This is a genomic window from Achromobacter sp. Root565 (genome assembly GCF_001427425.1).
Classification (GTDB): Bacteria; Pseudomonadota; Gammaproteobacteria; order Burkholderiales; family Burkholderiaceae_B; genus Achromobacter; species Achromobacter spanius_D.
In genome coordinates this window covers 648054-663903 of sequence record NZ_LMGO01000005.1, presented here as the reverse complement: position 1 = coordinate 663903, position 15850 = coordinate 648054, and the positions used below count along the sequence as shown (strand labels likewise).

The 15850-nt window shown below is 63.7% G+C and carries 13 protein-coding genes; 9 read left to right on the top strand and 4 right to left on the bottom strand.

All coding sequences use genetic code 11. The features are described 5' to 3' along the window. The first annotated feature begins 9 nt into the window (after positions 1–9). From ASD71_RS19670 to ASD71_RS19630, 9 genes are read left to right on the top strand one after another with little or no spacing between them, the layout of a single operon-like run. The gene (locus ASD71_RS19670; protein ID WP_056568483.1) at positions 10–2709 is read left to right on the top strand and encodes a virulence factor SrfC family protein; all 2700 of its coding nucleotides are present in this window, start codon (positions 10–12) and stop codon (positions 2707–2709) included. Between the two features lie 3 nt (positions 2710–2712). Next, complete coding sequence (locus ASD71_RS19665; RefSeq protein WP_156395231.1) at positions 2713–3705, top strand: hypothetical protein; 993 nt, start codon at positions 2713–2715, stop codon at positions 3703–3705. Next, positions 3702–5666, top strand: coding sequence for a vWA domain-containing protein (locus tag ASD71_RS19660; RefSeq protein WP_200949450.1), 1965 nt, complete (start codon positions 3702–3704; stop codon positions 5664–5666). Before ASD71_RS19665 ends, ASD71_RS19660 begins: the two co-directional genes overlap by 4 nt. Positions 5667–5674: 8 nt before the next feature. Further along, complete coding sequence (locus ASD71_RS19655; RefSeq protein ID WP_235512257.1) at positions 5675–6379, top strand: ABC transporter ATP-binding protein; 705 nt, start codon at positions 5675–5677, stop codon at positions 6377–6379. After that, entirely contained in the window at positions 6379–7590 is a 1212-nt protein-coding gene (locus tag ASD71_RS19650) for an ABC transporter permease (RefSeq protein ID WP_056568476.1), read from the top strand. The genes ASD71_RS19655 and ASD71_RS19650 overlap by 1 nt, the downstream gene beginning before the upstream one ends. Then, complete coding sequence (locus ASD71_RS19645) at positions 7580–9193, top strand: SUMF1/EgtB/PvdO family nonheme iron enzyme (protein ID WP_200949448.1); 1614 nt, start codon at positions 7580–7582, stop codon at positions 9191–9193. Before ASD71_RS19650 ends, ASD71_RS19645 begins: the two co-directional genes overlap by 11 nt. Positions 9194–9209: 16 nt before the next feature. Beyond that, positions 9210–9947: a hypothetical protein gene (locus ASD71_RS19640; RefSeq protein WP_056568473.1), complete on the top strand. Its 738-nt coding sequence runs from the start codon at positions 9210–9212 to the stop codon at positions 9945–9947. Beyond that, positions 9944–10447, top strand: coding sequence for a hypothetical protein (locus ASD71_RS19635; RefSeq protein ID WP_056568470.1), 504 nt, complete (start codon positions 9944–9946; stop codon positions 10445–10447). The genes ASD71_RS19640 and ASD71_RS19635 overlap by 4 nt, the downstream gene beginning before the upstream one ends. Before the next feature lie 34 nt (positions 10448–10481). Then, positions 10482–11687: a hypothetical protein gene (locus tag ASD71_RS19630; protein ID WP_156395230.1), complete on the top strand. Its 1206-nt coding sequence runs from the start codon at positions 10482–10484 to the stop codon at positions 11685–11687. A gap of 22 nt (positions 11688–11709) precedes the next feature. Here ASD71_RS19630 and ASD71_RS19625 read toward each other — a convergent pair whose 3' ends face one another. The 4 genes from ASD71_RS19625 to ASD71_RS19610 form a co-directional block, all read right to left on the bottom strand. Continuing rightward, on the bottom strand, positions 11710–12342 hold the full coding sequence (locus tag ASD71_RS19625) for a helix-turn-helix domain-containing protein (protein WP_056568463.1): 633 nt from the start codon (positions 12340–12342) through the stop codon (positions 11710–11712). Between the two features lie 86 nt (positions 12343–12428). Further along, on the bottom strand, positions 12429–13355 hold the full coding sequence (locus ASD71_RS19620; RefSeq protein ID WP_056568460.1) for an N-carbamoyl-D-amino-acid hydrolase: 927 nt from the start codon (positions 13353–13355) through the stop codon (positions 12429–12431). After that, the gene (locus ASD71_RS19615) at positions 13352–14812 is read right to left on the bottom strand and encodes an amidohydrolase family protein (protein ID WP_056568458.1); all 1461 of its coding nucleotides are present in this window, start codon (positions 14810–14812) and stop codon (positions 13352–13354) included. Before ASD71_RS19615 ends, ASD71_RS19620 begins: the two co-directional genes overlap by 4 nt. 38 nt (positions 14813–14850) lie before the next feature. Continuing rightward, positions 14851–15849 (bottom strand): ABC transporter ATP-binding protein, encoded by a 999-nt coding sequence (locus ASD71_RS19610; RefSeq protein WP_056568455.1) that lies wholly within the window; start codon positions 15847–15849, stop codon positions 14851–14853. Position 15850: the final 1 nt, after the last annotated feature.

Sequence of the window (15850 nt, the reverse complement as noted above, 5' to 3'; positions counted from 1 at the left end):
GATTGCGACATGAGCGAATCTCAGGAAAAAATTGCGAACCAATGGCGTGCGATTCATCGCGGCGCGGGCCGTGCAATTGCATGGATAGACGCCGTGCGCGGCAACTCCAAGCGGCTCGACGACAAGGCCGATGCCTTGATCCACGGGTTGCGCCGGACCAGCAACAAGGCGCGCAGCCTCGAGCGTGCGGCGGGTCACCCCATGGCCATCGGGTTCTTCGGCTTGTCCCAGGCGGGAAAGTCGTATCTGATTTCCACCCTGGCGGCGAGCGAAGACGGCCGCCTGGAAACGGAGTACGGCGGTCAACGCGTCGACTTCTTGACGTCGGTGAATCCTTCCGGCGGCGGTAGCGAGGCGACTGGACTGGTGACCAGGTTCACGCGGACCAAACCTGCCATCCAAGATGCTGCCTATCCCATCGAAGTGCGCCTGTTCCGGGAAATCGATCTCGCCAAAATACTGGCGAACGCATGGTTCAAGGACTTCGACCAAGGAAAGGTCGAATACAAGATCAACGGCAATGGCATCAAGTCGATCCTTGAGCGGTTTGCCGAGCGGGCGTCGCATGAGCCTCAGCCCGGCGTAAGCGCTGACGACGTCGTGTCCCTGTGGGACTATGTGTCCGAATCGTTCGGCAACCACGTCCAAGCGCTGGAAGGCGACCTTAAAAGCGGATACTGGCCGCAGGCGGTCGCCCTGGCGCCTCGGCTGTCTCCCGCCGACCGCGCGGAGTTCTTCTCGCTGTTGTGGGGCGAGGAAAGGGAGCTGACGAAGGTTTACGCGCAAATGGCCGAAAGCCTACGCGCCATCGGCAATGCCGACGTCGCGCATATCCCGCTCGACGCCGTGCAGGATCACAGCGACGGCCCACCCAGCATCATGAACGTCACGATGCTGGACCAGATCGGCGGCGGTGACGGCGCAACAATCAAAGTGCGCGCGGTGAAGGGGGGAGCATTGGGCGAGCCGGTCAGCATCCGGCGCTCGAATCTTGCTGCCCTGACGACGGAGCTGGTTTTTCCGCTGGTGAACCCGCCGCGGGAACGCAGCCTGGAAACGGTCGACCTGCTGGATTTCCCCGGTTACCGGGGCCGATACGACAAGGCCCGTTTGAGCGAAATTCCGAACAACCCGGTAGGCGAGCTGCTGCGTCGTGGCAAGGTGGCCTACCTGTTCGAGCTGTACACCGAAAATCAGGAAATGAACGGCCTGGTGCTGTGCACGCCGGCGCACAAGCAGCCCGAAACGAGCGCGGTAGTGCCCGTGCTCGATCGGTGGGTCAGGCGAACGCAAGGCGATTCGGGCCGTGATCGCGCCGAAACGTCTGGCTTGTTGTGGGCCGTGACCATGTTCAACGCGCGCGTCACGGACATGCTGCAGAAGGAAGACAAGTGGCACCAGGAGTGGAAGGGCTTGAACGACATTGCGTTCAAGATTTATGAAAGCCTCGACTTCATGCGTGACTGGAAAGGCGGAAAGCCGTTCAGCAACACGTTCCTCGTGCGCACGCCTTCCTACTCGGACTTCACGACCAAGGACGGCCACAGGGAAGTCGGCGTGTCTCCTGAGAAGCGGGATGCACTGAGCCGGATGCGAGAGAGCTTCGTCAGCGCCGATGTGCTGCGCAGCCGGTTCCCGCAGGCTGGCGAGGCGTGGGACGCCATGATGCAGCTTGACGACGGCGGTATGGGACGCCTGGCCGGCGCCATCGCGCAGATCAGCGACATCGGGTTCAAGCTCGATCGGCTGCGTTCCCAGGTCGAGGACGCACACCACACGATCGCCGATGTTGGCGTGGGCCTGTTTTACCGTGAAGGCAGCGATGTCGAAGCGGCACGAAAGAAGAAGCGGGAACTGGCTGACAAGGTCGCGCCCGTGTTGCGTGGCATCGCCGAGAACTCCAAGGCCTATTTCATCCTGTCGGAGTTGATGCACGCCCTGGAGATTCCGAGCGAAGCACTCCGCAATCTGTATCTGAACGGCGCCGACGTGCCGCAGGTGCGGCGGATAGAGGCCGAGGTGAAAGCGGCGCCCGCGAGCGCTGGAGACGATCTGTTTGCCAGCCTGCTGGACAGCGGCAGTGGCGGCGGAGACGACGCGCCTGCCATCGCCGCTGCGGATGTGCCCGTTGATACCTACGAACACTGGTTCGCCGATTCGGCGTTCAAGCTGTGGCTCAATCACTTGAGCGAGATTCCCGCCCGTACGCGCCAGCACGCGATGCTCAAGAACATTCCGCAGGATGTTCTGGAAATTGTCGTGGAAGAGCTGCGCAACGCCGCCTATCGGGACAATGCCAATGGCCACAACCTGCCCAAGCAGATGCTGCTTAGCCTGCTCGCGCGCTCGGACAGCGCCTCCAAGCGCGATCAGATGGTCATGAGCCAGGTGCTGCGCGTGCAAATGGTGCTGCGCGACTTCATTGCGTGGCTGGGTTACCCCGGCATGAACGACGACGACAAGCCTGCCAGCGCATCGGTGGCCAACGGCAAGGTCTTTGCAAAGACCACATCGCTTGACGCCGCCACCGGCCTGCCCGACCTGCCCGAGAAGAACGAAATGGGCAAGGGGCGCGAGTTTTTGAAGGACTGGGTTGCTTGCCTGACGGACATGATCGTCAAGAACGCAGGCTACACGGCCGGGCAGGAAATCAGCGATGAGCAGAACGAGGCGCTGGGCGCCATCATTGCGGACATCAGGAAAGGTTGATTTATGGCTGTATTTATATCTTTGAGTCCGCTGCCGAGCCGGCGCGCGGGTTACGCCGAACTCCAGATCGAAGGGTGGAGCGGCGATGCCGTCGAAGTCGAGCTGAGCATCCGGCGCAACTCCTCGCCGGCGCACCTGGATGCGCAAGGGACGTGGGGCGGCGAACAACAGTGGCTGCGCTTTGGCCATGGCCAGGCGCGAGACGGCCGGCTGGTCATCGAGATTGGTCCTTCGATCGTGGACGCGATGCTTGAGGCCAAGCGCAATTCCCAGTTCCTGATCGAAACGCGCAAGCCGGACGGTAGCGTGGCGCGCTATCCGGTTCGTCCCGTTCCAAATGATGTAACGCCGTCGACCGCGGCGGGCGAAGCGCCTGCGCAGGCCGAAGTCGTCAATGTCGCGGCCGCCCCGCAGCCTACGCCGTCCGAGCCGGCCGTCCTGCCGCCAGCGGTCGAACCCGCCGAACCGGCGGGCCAGCCTGAATCTGCGCCGCCCGAAGCGCGTAAGTCCAAGCCGGTGCTTGCCATCGTCGCTGCCGTGCTGGTGCTTTTGATTGCGGCCGGTCTGGCCGCCTGGTTCTTCCTCAAGAAGGGCGACGCGCCCGAGCCAGCGCCGAAGGCGGACATTCCGGCAGCCGCGCCGGCGGCTTCTGCAGCCGCTTGCTCGAAGGACAGTATGGGTACCGCTGCCGAAATGGTCTTCGTGCAGGACTGCGTGCGGGACGTCAAGGATTCCGCAGCGATGTTGTCGATCATCCAGGCCGCGCGAGACGCAGGCAAGTGCTCGATCGCACAGCGGCTTTACGCCAACCGCGCGCAAGCAGGTGATGCGCAGATTGCCCTGGCCTATGCACAGGAATACGACCCCGCGACCTACAAGGACAACGCCTGCTTCAAGGCAGATGCCGCGACCGCTACGTACTGGTACCAAGCGGTGCTGGAGAAGGACAAGGGTAATGCGGTAGCGCAGGCGCGCCTGAAGGAGCTGCCGAAATGAGGAAGATCGTTGCGGCAATCGGTCTGGTTGGCATGTCCTTCGCGGTCCACGCCGCGGCGCCCCTGTTGCAGGAAGGCAAGAAGACGCTTTACCAGCGCGTGCTGACCACGCCGGGCTGCCAGTTGCATGAGACCCCGCAAGGAAAGCCGGGCGCGATCCAGGCCACCTTCAGCCGCTTCTATGTCTACGCGAATCAGGAGGCTGGCGGCAAGCACTGGGTGCAGGTTGGGCCAGATTCATTCGGCAAGACGCTGGGCTGGCTTGACCGGGCCTGCACGGTGGACTGGAAAATGCAGATGTCGCTGGCTTTCACCAACCCAGCCGGCCGGGACCGTACCTTGTTCTTCAATGACCGGTCGGCGCTCGATTCGGTGCTCAACGCGATCGATCCTGTGGAGAAGATCGCGCCCGCGCGCCAGCAGCTCAAGACGTCGGGTAAGGCCCCGGGCGTCGTGGCGCAGGAGCCCGAGCTGTTCGTCGATATGGCCAAGAACTTCTACCTGCTGCCCATCCTCAGCGGCGAAGAGGTGATGACGGAACAAAGCATGCGCGTGCGCGTGCTCAACGTGGCGTCTGTCAGTGCGGCGGATCCCGTGAATGCGGCATCGGGCAGCCAAGACCAATCGACCGAGCAGGAACGCACCAAGCAGATCAAGGAATTCAGTTCGGCGGTCGTCTTCGTCATCGATTCCACCATTTCGATGGATCCTTACATCGAGCGCACGCGCGAGGCCGTTCGCAAGGTCTACGCAAAGGTCGAGGCGGAGAAGCTGGGCGACAAGGTCAAGTTCGGCCTCGTGGCATTCCGCTCCAGCACCAAGGCCGTGCCGGGTCTGGAATACGTAAGCAAGATCTACGCGGACCCGAACAAGATCAAGGACGGGGCGGACTTCATGGCCAAGGTGGCCGAACTGAAGCAGGCCAAGGTGTCCAGCAGCCTGTTCGATGAGGATTCGTACGCAGGTGTCATGGACGCCATCAACAGCATCGACTGGCGTCCGTACGGCGCGCGATATGTCGTGCTGATCACCGATGCCGGCGCTATCGATGGTGGCGACAAATTGTCCTCAACGGGCATGAGCGCGAGCCAAGTCCGGTTGGAGGCTGCCAAGCCTGGCGTTGCGATCTACACGTTGCACCTGAAGACGCCCTCCGGTTCCAAGAACCATGCCGCTGCCGAGGCGCAGTATCGCAACCTCTCGACATACGGCGGCAGCAACTTGTCCCTGTACTACCCGGTGAATGCCGGCGACGTGAACGAGTTCGGCAAGAAGGTCGATGCCTTGTCGGAAGCGATTACCCAGCAGGTGAAGTCGGCCTATCAGGGCGAGGATGCGGTGGGCAGCGCCGCCAACGCCACGGACCCGGGCAAGAAGCCCGCCAATGCCGACGACAAGATGCTCCAGGATGCCGAGCTCATTGGCAATGCGATGAAACTTGCCTACCTGGGCGAACGCATCGGCGCCAAGGCCCCGCCGGTGTTCGAGGCATGGATCAGCGATCGCGACCTGATCAAGCAGACCGTACCCACGACCGATGTGCGTGTGCTGCTGACGAAGGGGCAGCTAAGCGATCTGAACGACATCATGAAGAAGATCGTCGACGCGGCTAATCAAGGCTTGATTTCGCCGACCGACATGTTCAACCAATTGCGCAAGGTCGCGGCCACGATGGGCGCAGATCCCAATCAATTGCAGAAGTCCGACAAGAAGCTGGCGGAAATGGGATTCATGGCCGAATACCTGGAGGGACTGCCCTATCAGAGCGAGGTCCTGAACCTGGACGAGGCGACCTGGAAGAGCTGGGACGGCTTGGCGCAGGAAAAGTTCATCCGCAATCTGTCCACAAAGCTGCGGCATTACCAGGTCTACAACGCCGATGTCGATCGCTGGGTATCGCTTGCGCCAAACAGCGATCCCCGAGATTTCGTCTACCCCGTGCCTCTGGAAATGATGCCCTGAGTGGTTGGATGATGCTGGCTATTGATGACTTGCGGTTGCGGCGAGGGCAGGGCGATTCCACCTACGAGGTTCGGCTTCCGCGGTTACGCCTCGCGCGCGGCGAGGTGATGGCGGTCGTGGGAGGCAGCGGATGCGGAAAGAGCACGCTGCTGGAAGGTATCGGCCTGCTGTTGTCACCCGTGCAGATTCAGACCTACACGCTTGGCGACCAGCGCGGCGTGGCCGCGTTGATGATGCGCGATGACGAGTCCGCGCTGGCGGCCGTGCGGGCGTCCAGGATCGGCTTCGTGCTGCAGACCGGCGGGCTGCTGCCTTACCTGACGGTGCTGGAAAACATCGTTCTGCCACGCCACCTTCTTGGCCTGCCCGCACACAGCGCGCGCGTCCGTCATGCAATCGAAGTGCTCGCACTTGATGGCCTGCTTGATAAGCGGCCTTCCCAATTGTCCATCGGCGAGCGGCAGCGCGTTGCGGTGGTGCGGGCACTTTCGCACGACCCGGATGTGCTGTTGGCCGATGAGCCGACGTCTGCGTTGGATCCCGATAACGCCCGCAAGCTCTTTCAGCTTTTCCTCGACGTGGCGCGCGACGAAAGCATGGCTACGCTGGTCGTCTCGCACGATTGGGATCTGGTCCGCGAGTTTGGGCTGCCTTGCCTGACGGCGGAGTTGGAGCCAGGCATGAGCGTGTTCGGTCTGCGCGAGGCATCTTGATGCGCACCTGGCAGATATCTCGGCTGGCAATCAGGGACCTGTGGCACGACCGGTTGGTGTCGCTCTGCATGATCGCGACGCTCGTGGCGGTGATCGCGCCACTGCTGCTCCTCTTCGGGCTGAAGCATGGGGTTGTGAGCACCATGCAGGACGAGTTGATGCGTGACCCGCGCAACCTGGAAATCCGGATGCTCACCAGCGGCAGCTATGACCAGGCTTGGATTGACGAACTGGCAGGCCAGCCTGGTGTCGGCTTCACGGTGGGCATGACGCGTTCCCTGAATACACAGGCGGACTTCATCCGTAGCGCGACGAGCTTCCTGGAGAACGTGGAAGTCCTGCCCACGGCCCCCGGCGATCCGCTGATGAGCGGTGTGGACGTTCGCGCCTTGCCACCGTTTGGCGTGATCTTCAGCGCACAGGCCGCGCAGCGCTTGAAAGCCGCTTCAGGAGATGTACTGCGCATGCAGATCGCGCGCCGCCTGAATGGCGTGGATCAGCGCGCCGTGGTCGAACTCACCGTCCTGGCCGTGCTGCCAGGTCCCGCCTACGAACGCGCCGCCGCATTCGTGCAACCCGCCCTGTTGCGAGACATGGAGTGGTACCGGGACGGTTACGCCGTCGCCGCTTTGGGGGCGGCGGACGGCAATGACGTGGATGCCGCGAAGGTGCGCTTCGCACGTGCTCGCGTGTATGCGAAGGATCTGGACGCCGTGGAAGGCCTGGAGAAGCGCTTGAATGACCGCCGCATCGAAACCAGCAGCCGCTTGGCCGACATACGCAACGTCAAAGCCATCAACCACCTTCTGACGACCGTGTTCGGTGTGATTTCCATCACCGCGGTGGCAGGGTGCGTGGCGGCTTTGGTGGGGGCTTTCCTCGCCAGTGTCCGGCGCAAGCGGCGCGACATCTCGACGCTGCGCCTGTTGGGACTGCGTAGCCGGGACGTCGCCGTTCTGCTTGCGATGCAGGCAATCGCTCTGACCGTCGTGGCGATGGGCGCAGGTCTCGCCATTTACTTCACGGGCAGCGCGGTATTCAACAACATGTTGGGCGGCGTCCGAGAGGCGGGTCAGTTCGCCTGCCGGATCACGCCGCTGCATGGAGGCATGGCGTTCATGCTTGCCCTTGGTGTAGCGCTGCTGGCGTCGATGATCGGCGCGGCGAACGCCAAACGAATTCAACCCGCGGAGAGTTTGCGTGAAATCTGAACTGCTGGGCCGATGCGCCGTCCTTGTCCTGTTAGCGTTGCCCTCAAGCCAGGCGGCGGTCGCCGCGGAAGCGACAGCGCCAACCGCGAAGTGGGACGCGCGCTTCTATAACCCCAAGCCTGATGGCGCCGACATCGAGTTGCCGCTGCCGTGCAATGGCGCCATCGTCTTCCGGAAGATCGTCGTGCCGGTGGGTGGACCGCTGGCCGATCTTCCCATTCAGGTCGGGCAGGAAGGGGGCGCCTACTCTTTTATTGAAAAGAGCAGGCCGGCGTACATCGCAGGCGGATTTACCGAAACCTCGGCCGACAAGAAGTCCCGATCCAGCTATTACCTGATGGCAAAGTATGAGCTGACCACCAGTCAGTATCTTGCTCTGGCTACGCTCGCCAACGGCGATTCGGCCAAGTGCCCGGATCCACAGGCCGGCGATGGCCGGTTCCCCATTACGGGGGCGAACTGGTTCGATGCGATGCGGACTGCCCATCTGTACAACATCTGGCTGCGGCAGCATGCCAAGGGATTGCTGCCCCAGGAAGACAAGATCTCAGGATTCGTCCGCCTGCCCACCGAGGTCGAATGGGAGTTTGCGGCGCGGGGCGGCATCAACGTCAATGCCGCGGAGTTCGCAGAGGCGCGCTATCCGATGCCCGACGGAAAGATCAATGATTATGAATGGTTCGGCGGCACGCAATCATCGAACAGCAAGATCAACCGTATCGGTGTGCTTCGTCCGAACCCGCTGGGACTGCACGACATGCTGGGCAACGTCTCAGAGATGACGCTTGATGCGTTCCGGCTCAACAAGTTCGATCGCCAGAACGGCTCGGCCGGCAGCTTCGTTATTCGCGGTTCCGACTTCATGCAGCCGGAATCGGAGCTTCGTGCCGCGCTGCGGCGCGAAGGGAATCTCTACGACGAGGACGGCGAGATCAAAGACAAGACAGTGGGTTTGCGATGGGTGATCGCATCGCGCGAGATGACGAGCGCCAACCACGTCAAGGCGCTTGAAGAAAGCTATAGCAAGCTTGGAGACGGCCAAGTTTCATCGGACGCGTCCAAGAAGGGGGCTTCGGCGGTCAAGGAATTGAACACGCTGGCAGGCACGGTCACGGACAAGAAACTTAAAGATCAACTGGCCGGCTTGGAAGGCAAGCTGCGCGCGAGCAACCAGCAACAGGAAGAGGCACGCGACCAGGCCATACGCGCCAGTCTGAACCTCGGCGCATTCCTGTGCACCAAGCTCAAGGATGACGGCGAGCATCGCAATCTGCTGCGCAGTGTCTACAAGTCCAACTGCGAGGACGGCAACTCCGACGCCACTTGCGAGCGCCGCAAGCAGCTGCTTACCAGCCACGAGCGCCGGGTGGAGGGCGTCACGCAGTACTACGCCAGCAGCCTTGTCGACGCGGCCACCCTGTACGGCGGGGACAACCTGACCAAGCAGGTGCCGGTCCTGGACAAGATGTTCGAACAGAACAAGCAGCTCAACGGGCTGCGCCCCTACCTGACGACCTATTGGTCGCAACAGAAGGCATACCTGAGCAACAAGAAGATCGACCGCTCGGCGTGGCTGGATTCGTGCATGGCAGTCAACAAATAACAATCAAGGAGTTCTCATGGCTTTATTTGCAAAGAAGTGGAATCGCATTCCGGTCGTTCTGATGATGGTCTGCTCTTTGGGGATCAGCGGGTGCGCCAGCACGGGCAGCTCCCTGCTCAACAATGGCGTAAAGCCCGATCCGCGTCTGACGCAGGGCAGTGATGCCAAGTTCTTCAGCCAGTCGGGCCTGGAGGCCTGCATGTTGGGCGCGGCGGCCGGGGCGGCCGTCGGACTGCTGGCGGGCGGCAAAAATAAAGCAGCGGGTGCGGTCGTGGGTGCCGTGGCGGCTTGTGGCGTGGCATTGGGTGCCAACTACTACCTGGATGTTCGCCGCAGTCAGTACAAGAACACCTCGGATCAGCTCAAGGCGATGGGCGACGACATCAAGACTGATACGCAGAAGGTCCAGGATCGAAGCAACTCCATCGTGGCCGTGATGGCCGACGACAAGAAAAAGCTCGCCCAACTGCAATCCGAGATTGCAACGAAGTCCGCCGACCAAGGCGCCGCTCGTAAGGAGCTCGCGCAGATCGACGCCAACATTGGGGTCATCAAGAGCGACATCGATCGAATGAAGGGTGTCGCGGAACAGTATCGCCAGGCGGGCGTGCAAACTGGCGGCAGCGCGAAGGACACCAAGGAAATGCAAAAGGAATTGGCCGTGCTCGAGAGCAAGATTGCGAAGCTCAACAAAGAAGCGGACAGCTACTTCGCATTGCGCGGCGCCATCGATCTTGGGGAGGCAAAGGCATGAAGCGCTTGACGACGCGGATTGCGCGGGCTGCTCCGATCCTGGCGCTGGTCGTTCTGGCCGGTTGCGCCACGACGGCAGCTGATTGCGATCCTTCGAACACGAATGCCGGCTTCATCACAAAGATGAATTGCGACGTGGGCGGAGGCTATGGCAAACACGTGGCCCAGCGTGAAGACGACGTGCGGGCGGCTCAAGCCGAGAATGCGCAAGCCAAACAGGTGTTAGCCGATCTGGAGGCGCAACGGGCGTCAATCGGAAAGTCATTGGCCGAAAAGACCAAGGCGCGTAATGCGCTGTCTGCATCGGTCAAGAAGCTGCTTGACCAGGCAAGGGCAAAGTCGAAAGACAGCGAGGAGCTCAAGCGGCAGCTGGCGCAGTCGGAACGTGCACTGAAGACGCCCATCAACGTCAATGTTTCGGATGCCGCCCTGGAAGCGCAGATCAAGGCCAAGCAGGCCGAAGTGCTCAGGCTGCAAAAGAGCCTGGACCTCGTTCCCTGACAACCACCGTAAGCGCAACCTTCGAGACTACGCCATGCAACGCTTCTTGCGGGACCCGCGAGGGAATATGTCGGAGGCGTCGCTGGCCGGCACCTACGGCGAGCCGATCGAGCTGATCCGCAAGCATTTCGCGCCGGGCGTGGCGGCGGCCTATGCCATGCCCCGGCTTGGCGCGGACGGCGTCCTCGAGTGGTGGACCTCTCAGCAGGGGGCGGTCACGCAGTATGCCGCGCTGTCTGCTGACGCCCAGCAGGCGCTGCTTCGCGCCTACGATGCGCATGTCGCCACCCTGGGTGGCCTGGCAGAGGCCATGCGTGCGCGTGGGATGGCGGACCAGGCGTTGCGGATCGAGGCGCTGCGGACCCCTCCGGATCCGGACAAGCTGTATAGCGTGGACGGGCGGTTGCTGATGCGTTTGCATGAAGCGCCACCCGCGCCACCCGCTGCCGCCGAGCCGCCGGTCAAGTCCGTCGCGCCCTGGCGGTGGTTGGCGGCGGGGGCGCTGCTCGTCCTTGCGATGCTCCTGGCCGCCGCTTGGTGGTGGATGGGGCAGGCGCCCGCTCCGGTCGTCGCAGCTGTGCCTGCACCGAAGCCCCCACCGGAAGAGGAACCCGTTCCCGATCCTGAATGGCCCGCGGAGCTGGTGCTCGTGCTGGAAACGGCGTCGCGCATGCAGGCCGCGCCTCCAAAGACTGGCGGGCCTGCGCGGCTTGCCATCGGTCGTCATGAGATACAGCGGATCGTCGACCGCCTGCCCGCCGTCACGAACACGCAACTGGTGACGTTTCCTGCATTGCAGTGCGGGACCCCCCTGCGCCAGGGCGTTTTTCAAGCGGAGAATCGAGCAAAGCTGCTGGAGGCGGTGAAATCCACGCAAGGCGCAGGCAAGGCGGCGTTGGCCGAAGGGTTGAGAACCGCGGCAGCTTCCGTGGATGGCGTCAAGCGCGATGCCCTGGTGTTCATGTTCTTGGGTGGGTCAGACGAGTGCGGCCAGGATATTTGCGCGGTTGCCGCACAGCTCGTCCAGGAAAAGCCTCGGCTGCGGATCAATATCCTGGACTTGAGCGGAACGAAGTCGGTATACGCGTGTCTGGGCGGTCTGCCGCGCGTGGCCCGCTACGATTGGGGCTTGGTGACGCCGGACAAAAAGGGCGTGGACCTGTCACGCGAAGCAAGCAAGATGCTCGCGCCTGCAGCGGATTCCGCCACGACGTCCCAGGGCGCCTCCCCGCCGAAATGAGATGGCGCGCAGCTGCGCGCCATCATGCGCCCTTCAACCGATCCGGCACATCCTCCATATCGCTGCACACCGCCAGCACCTCGGCCGGCTTTCTGCTCAGCGACAGATACACATGGCCGATGCTGCTGTCGAAGTATGCCGACTCCAGCCGGTTCAGCACGACGCTGTCGCCGTTTTCGAACTGGATTCGCACCTTTCCCGACAAAACCACGACGAATTCCTGCCCGGGATGGCGGATGTAGTCTTCAAACTCCACGACCTTGCGCGAATCGATCATGGCGACCATCGGGAGCATCTTCTTGCCGGGGTATTCGCCCATCAGCAGGCGGTAGTGATAGTTCTCGGTGATGTAATCGCGGGCATCGCTGAGCCGGTTTTTGACGAAGGTGGGGGCGACCGCGGCCTGTGCGGCGTCGCGCAGCATGAACAGGCGCGTCATGTCGATGTCGAGCGCGCGGGCTAGCGCGGCGAATTTTTCGTAGCTGAGGGCGATCTGGCCGAGTTCGGCCTTCGATAGCGTCGATACCGCGATGCCGCTGGCCTTGGACAGCGCCTGCAAGGTCATTTTCCTGGCCTTGCGCTCGGCGCGCAGGCGGGCGCCCATTTCTTCCTTGCCCACGATTTCGGGCGGGGATGTGTTGCCGGTTGGGGCCATGTAGCGGTCTGGCTTTTAGGGTTGAGGGCTGGGGCAGGGCCCGCAAGCCCCGCCGCGTGTAGCCGGATTGTAAGGGGTTGGCCGGGTCAGGCGGGGGGCTGGGCGCCGGTGCGCTCGACGATCATCCGGTAGTGCTCGGGCCGGCGGTGGGCGGCGAAGTTGAAGATGTTGGCGCGGTAGTGATCCGACACCGACAGGTCGCAGACGAAATTGATGACCTCGTCGTCCTCGGAAAAGGTGCGCACCATGATTTCTCCGGTGGGCGCGACGATGCAGGATCCGCCGATCATGGGGTTGCCTTCCTCGACGCCGGCCTTGGCCGCGGCGGCCACCCAGCAGGCGTTCTGGTAGGCGCTGGCCTGCAGCGACAGCAGGTGGTGGTGCATGCGCAGGTGGATCGGCTCGTTCCATTGCACGTAGCCGGACGGGGTGTTGTAGCCCGCCATGACGACCTCCACGCCCTGCAGGCCCATGACGCGAAACGTTTCGGGCCAGCGCCGGTCGTTGCAGATGCACATGCCGATGGCGGCGTCCGGGGTCTGCCATACCGGAAATCCCAGGTCGCCGACGGCGAAGTACTTTTTTTCCAGGTGCTGCAGGGGCGCGCCGTCGACGGCTTGCGCGTCGCCGGGGATGTGGATCTTGCGGTACTTGCCCACGATCTGCCCGTCGCGCCCGACGAGGATGCTGGTGTTGTATTGCACGCCGTCCGCCAGCTCGGCGTAGCCGAGGTAGAAGCCGATGCCCTTGTCGCGCGCCGCGTCGAACAGCGGGCGGGTCAATGGCCCCGGCATCTCGGTTTCAAAAAACGCCTGCACCTCGGCGGGATCGTCGATCGACCAGCGCGGAAAGAACGTGGTCAGCGCCAGTTCCGGGAACGTCACCCAGGCCGCGCCGCGGCTGTGGGCGTCTTCCAGCAGGTCGATGAGCCGGCGCACGACCTGAACCCGGGTGTCGCTGCGCTGGACGGGACCGAGCTGCGCGACGGCCAGATGAAGTTTGCGAGCGCTCATGCGGCGCTCCGCGCGAGCACGCGGCCGGCGTGCTGGCCGGTGAAGGCCTGGTCTTGCCAGACGGGCGCGCCATTGACGTAGACCGAGTGGATGCCCGCCGCGCGTTCGGTAGGACGTTCGAAGGTGGCGGCGTCGGCCACTGTAGCCGGGTCGAAGACCACGAGGTCGGCGAAGTAACCGGGCTGCACCTGCCCGCGCTCGGCCAGGCCGAACTTGGCGGCGGTCAGGCCGGTCATCTTCCACACGGCGGTCTCCAGCGGGAAGAGGCCCAGGTCTCGCGAATAATGGCCCAGCACGCGCGGGAAGGTGCCCCACAGGCGGGGGTGCGGGCGTTCGTCGTGGGGCAGGCCGTCCGAGCCGATCATGGTGGGGCCGAACTTCAGGATGCGCTGCACGTCGGGCTCGTCCATCATGAAATAGATGGCGCCTGCCGGTTGCAGCTCGGGCACCACGTCGAATTTGGACTTGCCGCGTTCGGCGGCCACCTCGTCCAGGTCGCGGCCGCTGAGTTCGGGAAAGGGCTTGCACCAGGTGATGATGGTTCGGCCGGCCAGCAGCACGCGGTCCTGCTTGAGCATGGTGGAGCCGGCCACGTAGGGGTAGGCGTCCAGCGAGACGTCCTGCTTGGCCATCGCGGCCTCGATCAGCGGCAGGGTCTCGGCGGAGCGGCCGAAGTTGGGCTGGCCCATGACCTTGTGATGCGAGATCACGACCGGCACGTCCAGTTCGCGGCCAATGCGGAAGGTCTCTTCCAGTGCCGCCACGATGTGTTCGCCCTCGTCGCGCATGTGGGTGGCGTAGATGCCGCCGTGCGTGTTGAGCGGGCGGCAGACCTCGATGATTTCCTCGGTGGTGGCCTTGGCTGCCGGCGGGTAGAACGTGCCGGTGGAGATGCCGATGGCGCCGCTGGCCAGCGCATCGTCGGCCAGCGTCTGCATGGCCTGCACTTCGCCCGCCGTGGCGGCGCGCTGCAGGTCGGACATGACGGCGGCGCGCAGCGTGGAGTGGCCGACCATGCAGGCGGCGTTGACGGCGGCGGGCGTGGCGCGCAGGGCGTCCAGGTAATCGGAGAAACGTTCGAAGCGGTACGAGCCGCCTTCATCCAGCAGGTCCAGCGGCGCGGGCGGGCTGGCGTGGGCGTGGGCCAGCGGCGCCAGGCTGATGCCGCAGTTTCCCGTGACGACAGTGGTGACGCCCTGCGAGATCTTGGGCGTCATGTCGCGGCGCTTGAGCAGGTAGTTGTCGTCGTGCGTGTGCGAGTCGATGAAGCCGGGCGCCACCACTTTGCCCGTCACGTCGATGCGGCGTTGCGCGGCGCTGCCGGACAGGTCGCCCACGGCGGCGATGCGGTCGCCGCGCACGCCCACGTCGGCGCGCTGCCCGGGGGCGTTGGTGCCGTCGATGACGGTGCCGCCGGCGAGGATGTAGTCGAACGGGGTGGTGTCGGGCTGGGACATGCGGTTCTCCGGCTAGATGGGATCAGGCAATGCGGGGATCAGGCAAAGTGGCAGGCGACCTGCTGTTCGGTGGCGATCTGGCGGGGCTGGGGCGTTTCTTCGGCGCAGCGTGGCTGTGCCATGGGGCAGCGCGTGCGGAACGCGCATCCGGACGGGGGCGACAGCGGGCTGGGAATTTCGCCCTTCAGGACCTCGACGGGATTGCGTTCTCCCTGACGGGCGGACGGCACGGCGGCCAGCAGCGCGCGGGTGTAAGGGTGGGCTGGGCGGTCGAAGATGGCATCCCGGGTGCCGATCTCGACGATCTTGCCCAGGTACATCACGGCCACGCGGTGGCTGATATGGCGCACGACGCTCAGGTCGTGCGAGATGAACACATAGGTCAGCCCTAGATCACGCTGCAGGTCCATCAGCAGGTTGATGACCTGCGCCTGCACCGACACGTCCAGCGCCGACACCGGTTCATCGCAGACGATGAGGCCTGGATCCAGCGCCAGGGCGCGCGCAATCACGATGCGCTGGCGCTGGCCGCCCGAAAATTCGTGCGGATACTTGTCGGCGGCGTCGGGCCGCAGGCTGACGCGGGCCAGCAGTTGCGCCACGCGTTCGCGGATGGCCTCGCGGCCATGGCCGAAGTTGCGCAGCGGCTCGCCGATGATGTCGCGCACACGCATGCGCGGGTTCATCGACGAAAACGGGTCCTGGAAGATGAACTGCATGCGGCGGCGCATGGCGCGCAACTGGCTGCTGTCCATCTTGGCGAGGTCCTCGCCTTCCAGCAGGATGCGGCCTTCAGTGGGATCGGTCAGGCGGATCAGGCACTTGCCGGTGGTGGATTTGCCGCAGCCGGATTCGCCGACCAGGCTGAGGGTCTGGCCGCGCGGCACCGACAGCGAGATGCCGTCGACCGCGCGCAGCACCTTGGCGCCGCGCCCGCTGTCCACGGGAAAGTGTTTCTTCAGGCCGATGACTTCCAGCATGGGCACCGCGGTGGCCGCGGGTGCGGAAGACGCGAGGGGAATGTCGTGCAGGTTCATG

What these genes read in the sequence shown, in the direction of transcription:
- ASD71_RS19670 (WP_056568483.1), top strand. Translation starts at nt 10, where the DNA reads ATGAGCGAATCTCAGGAAAAAATTGCGAACCAATGGCGTGCGATTCAT.
- ASD71_RS19665 (WP_156395231.1), top strand. Translation starts at nt 2,713, where the DNA reads ATGGCTGTATTTATATCTTTGAGTCCGCTGCCGAGCCGGCGCGCGGGT.
- ASD71_RS19660 (WP_200949450.1), top strand. Translation starts at nt 3,702, where the DNA reads ATGAGGAAGATCGTTGCGGCAATCGGTCTGGTTGGCATGTCCTTCGCG.
- ASD71_RS19655 (WP_235512257.1), top strand. Translation starts at nt 5,675, where the DNA reads ATGATGCTGGCTATTGATGACTTGCGGTTGCGGCGAGGGCAGGGCGAT.
- ASD71_RS19650 (WP_056568476.1), top strand. Translation starts at nt 6,379, where the DNA reads ATGCGCACCTGGCAGATATCTCGGCTGGCAATCAGGGACCTGTGGCAC.
- ASD71_RS19640 (WP_056568473.1), top strand. Translation starts at nt 9,210, where the DNA reads ATGGCTTTATTTGCAAAGAAGTGGAATCGCATTCCGGTCGTTCTGATG.
- ASD71_RS19635 (WP_056568470.1), top strand. Translation starts at nt 9,944, where the DNA reads ATGAAGCGCTTGACGACGCGGATTGCGCGGGCTGCTCCGATCCTGGCG.
- ASD71_RS19630 (WP_156395230.1), top strand. Translation starts at nt 10,482, where the DNA reads ATGCAACGCTTCTTGCGGGACCCGCGAGGGAATATGTCGGAGGCGTCG.
- ASD71_RS19625 (WP_056568463.1), bottom strand. Translation starts at nt 12,342, where the DNA reads ATGGCCCCAACCGGCAACACATCCCCGCCCGAAATCGTGGGCAAGGAA.
- ASD71_RS19620 (WP_056568460.1), bottom strand. Translation starts at nt 13,355, where the DNA reads ATGAGCGCTCGCAAACTTCATCTGGCCGTCGCGCAGCTCGGTCCCGTC.
- ASD71_RS19615 (WP_056568458.1), bottom strand. Translation starts at nt 14,812, where the DNA reads ATGTCCCAGCCCGACACCACCCCGTTCGACTACATCCTCGCCGGCGGC.
- ASD71_RS19610 (WP_056568455.1), bottom strand. Translation starts at nt 15,849, where the DNA reads ATGAACCTGCACGACATTCCCCTCGCGTCTTCCGCACCCGCGGCCACC.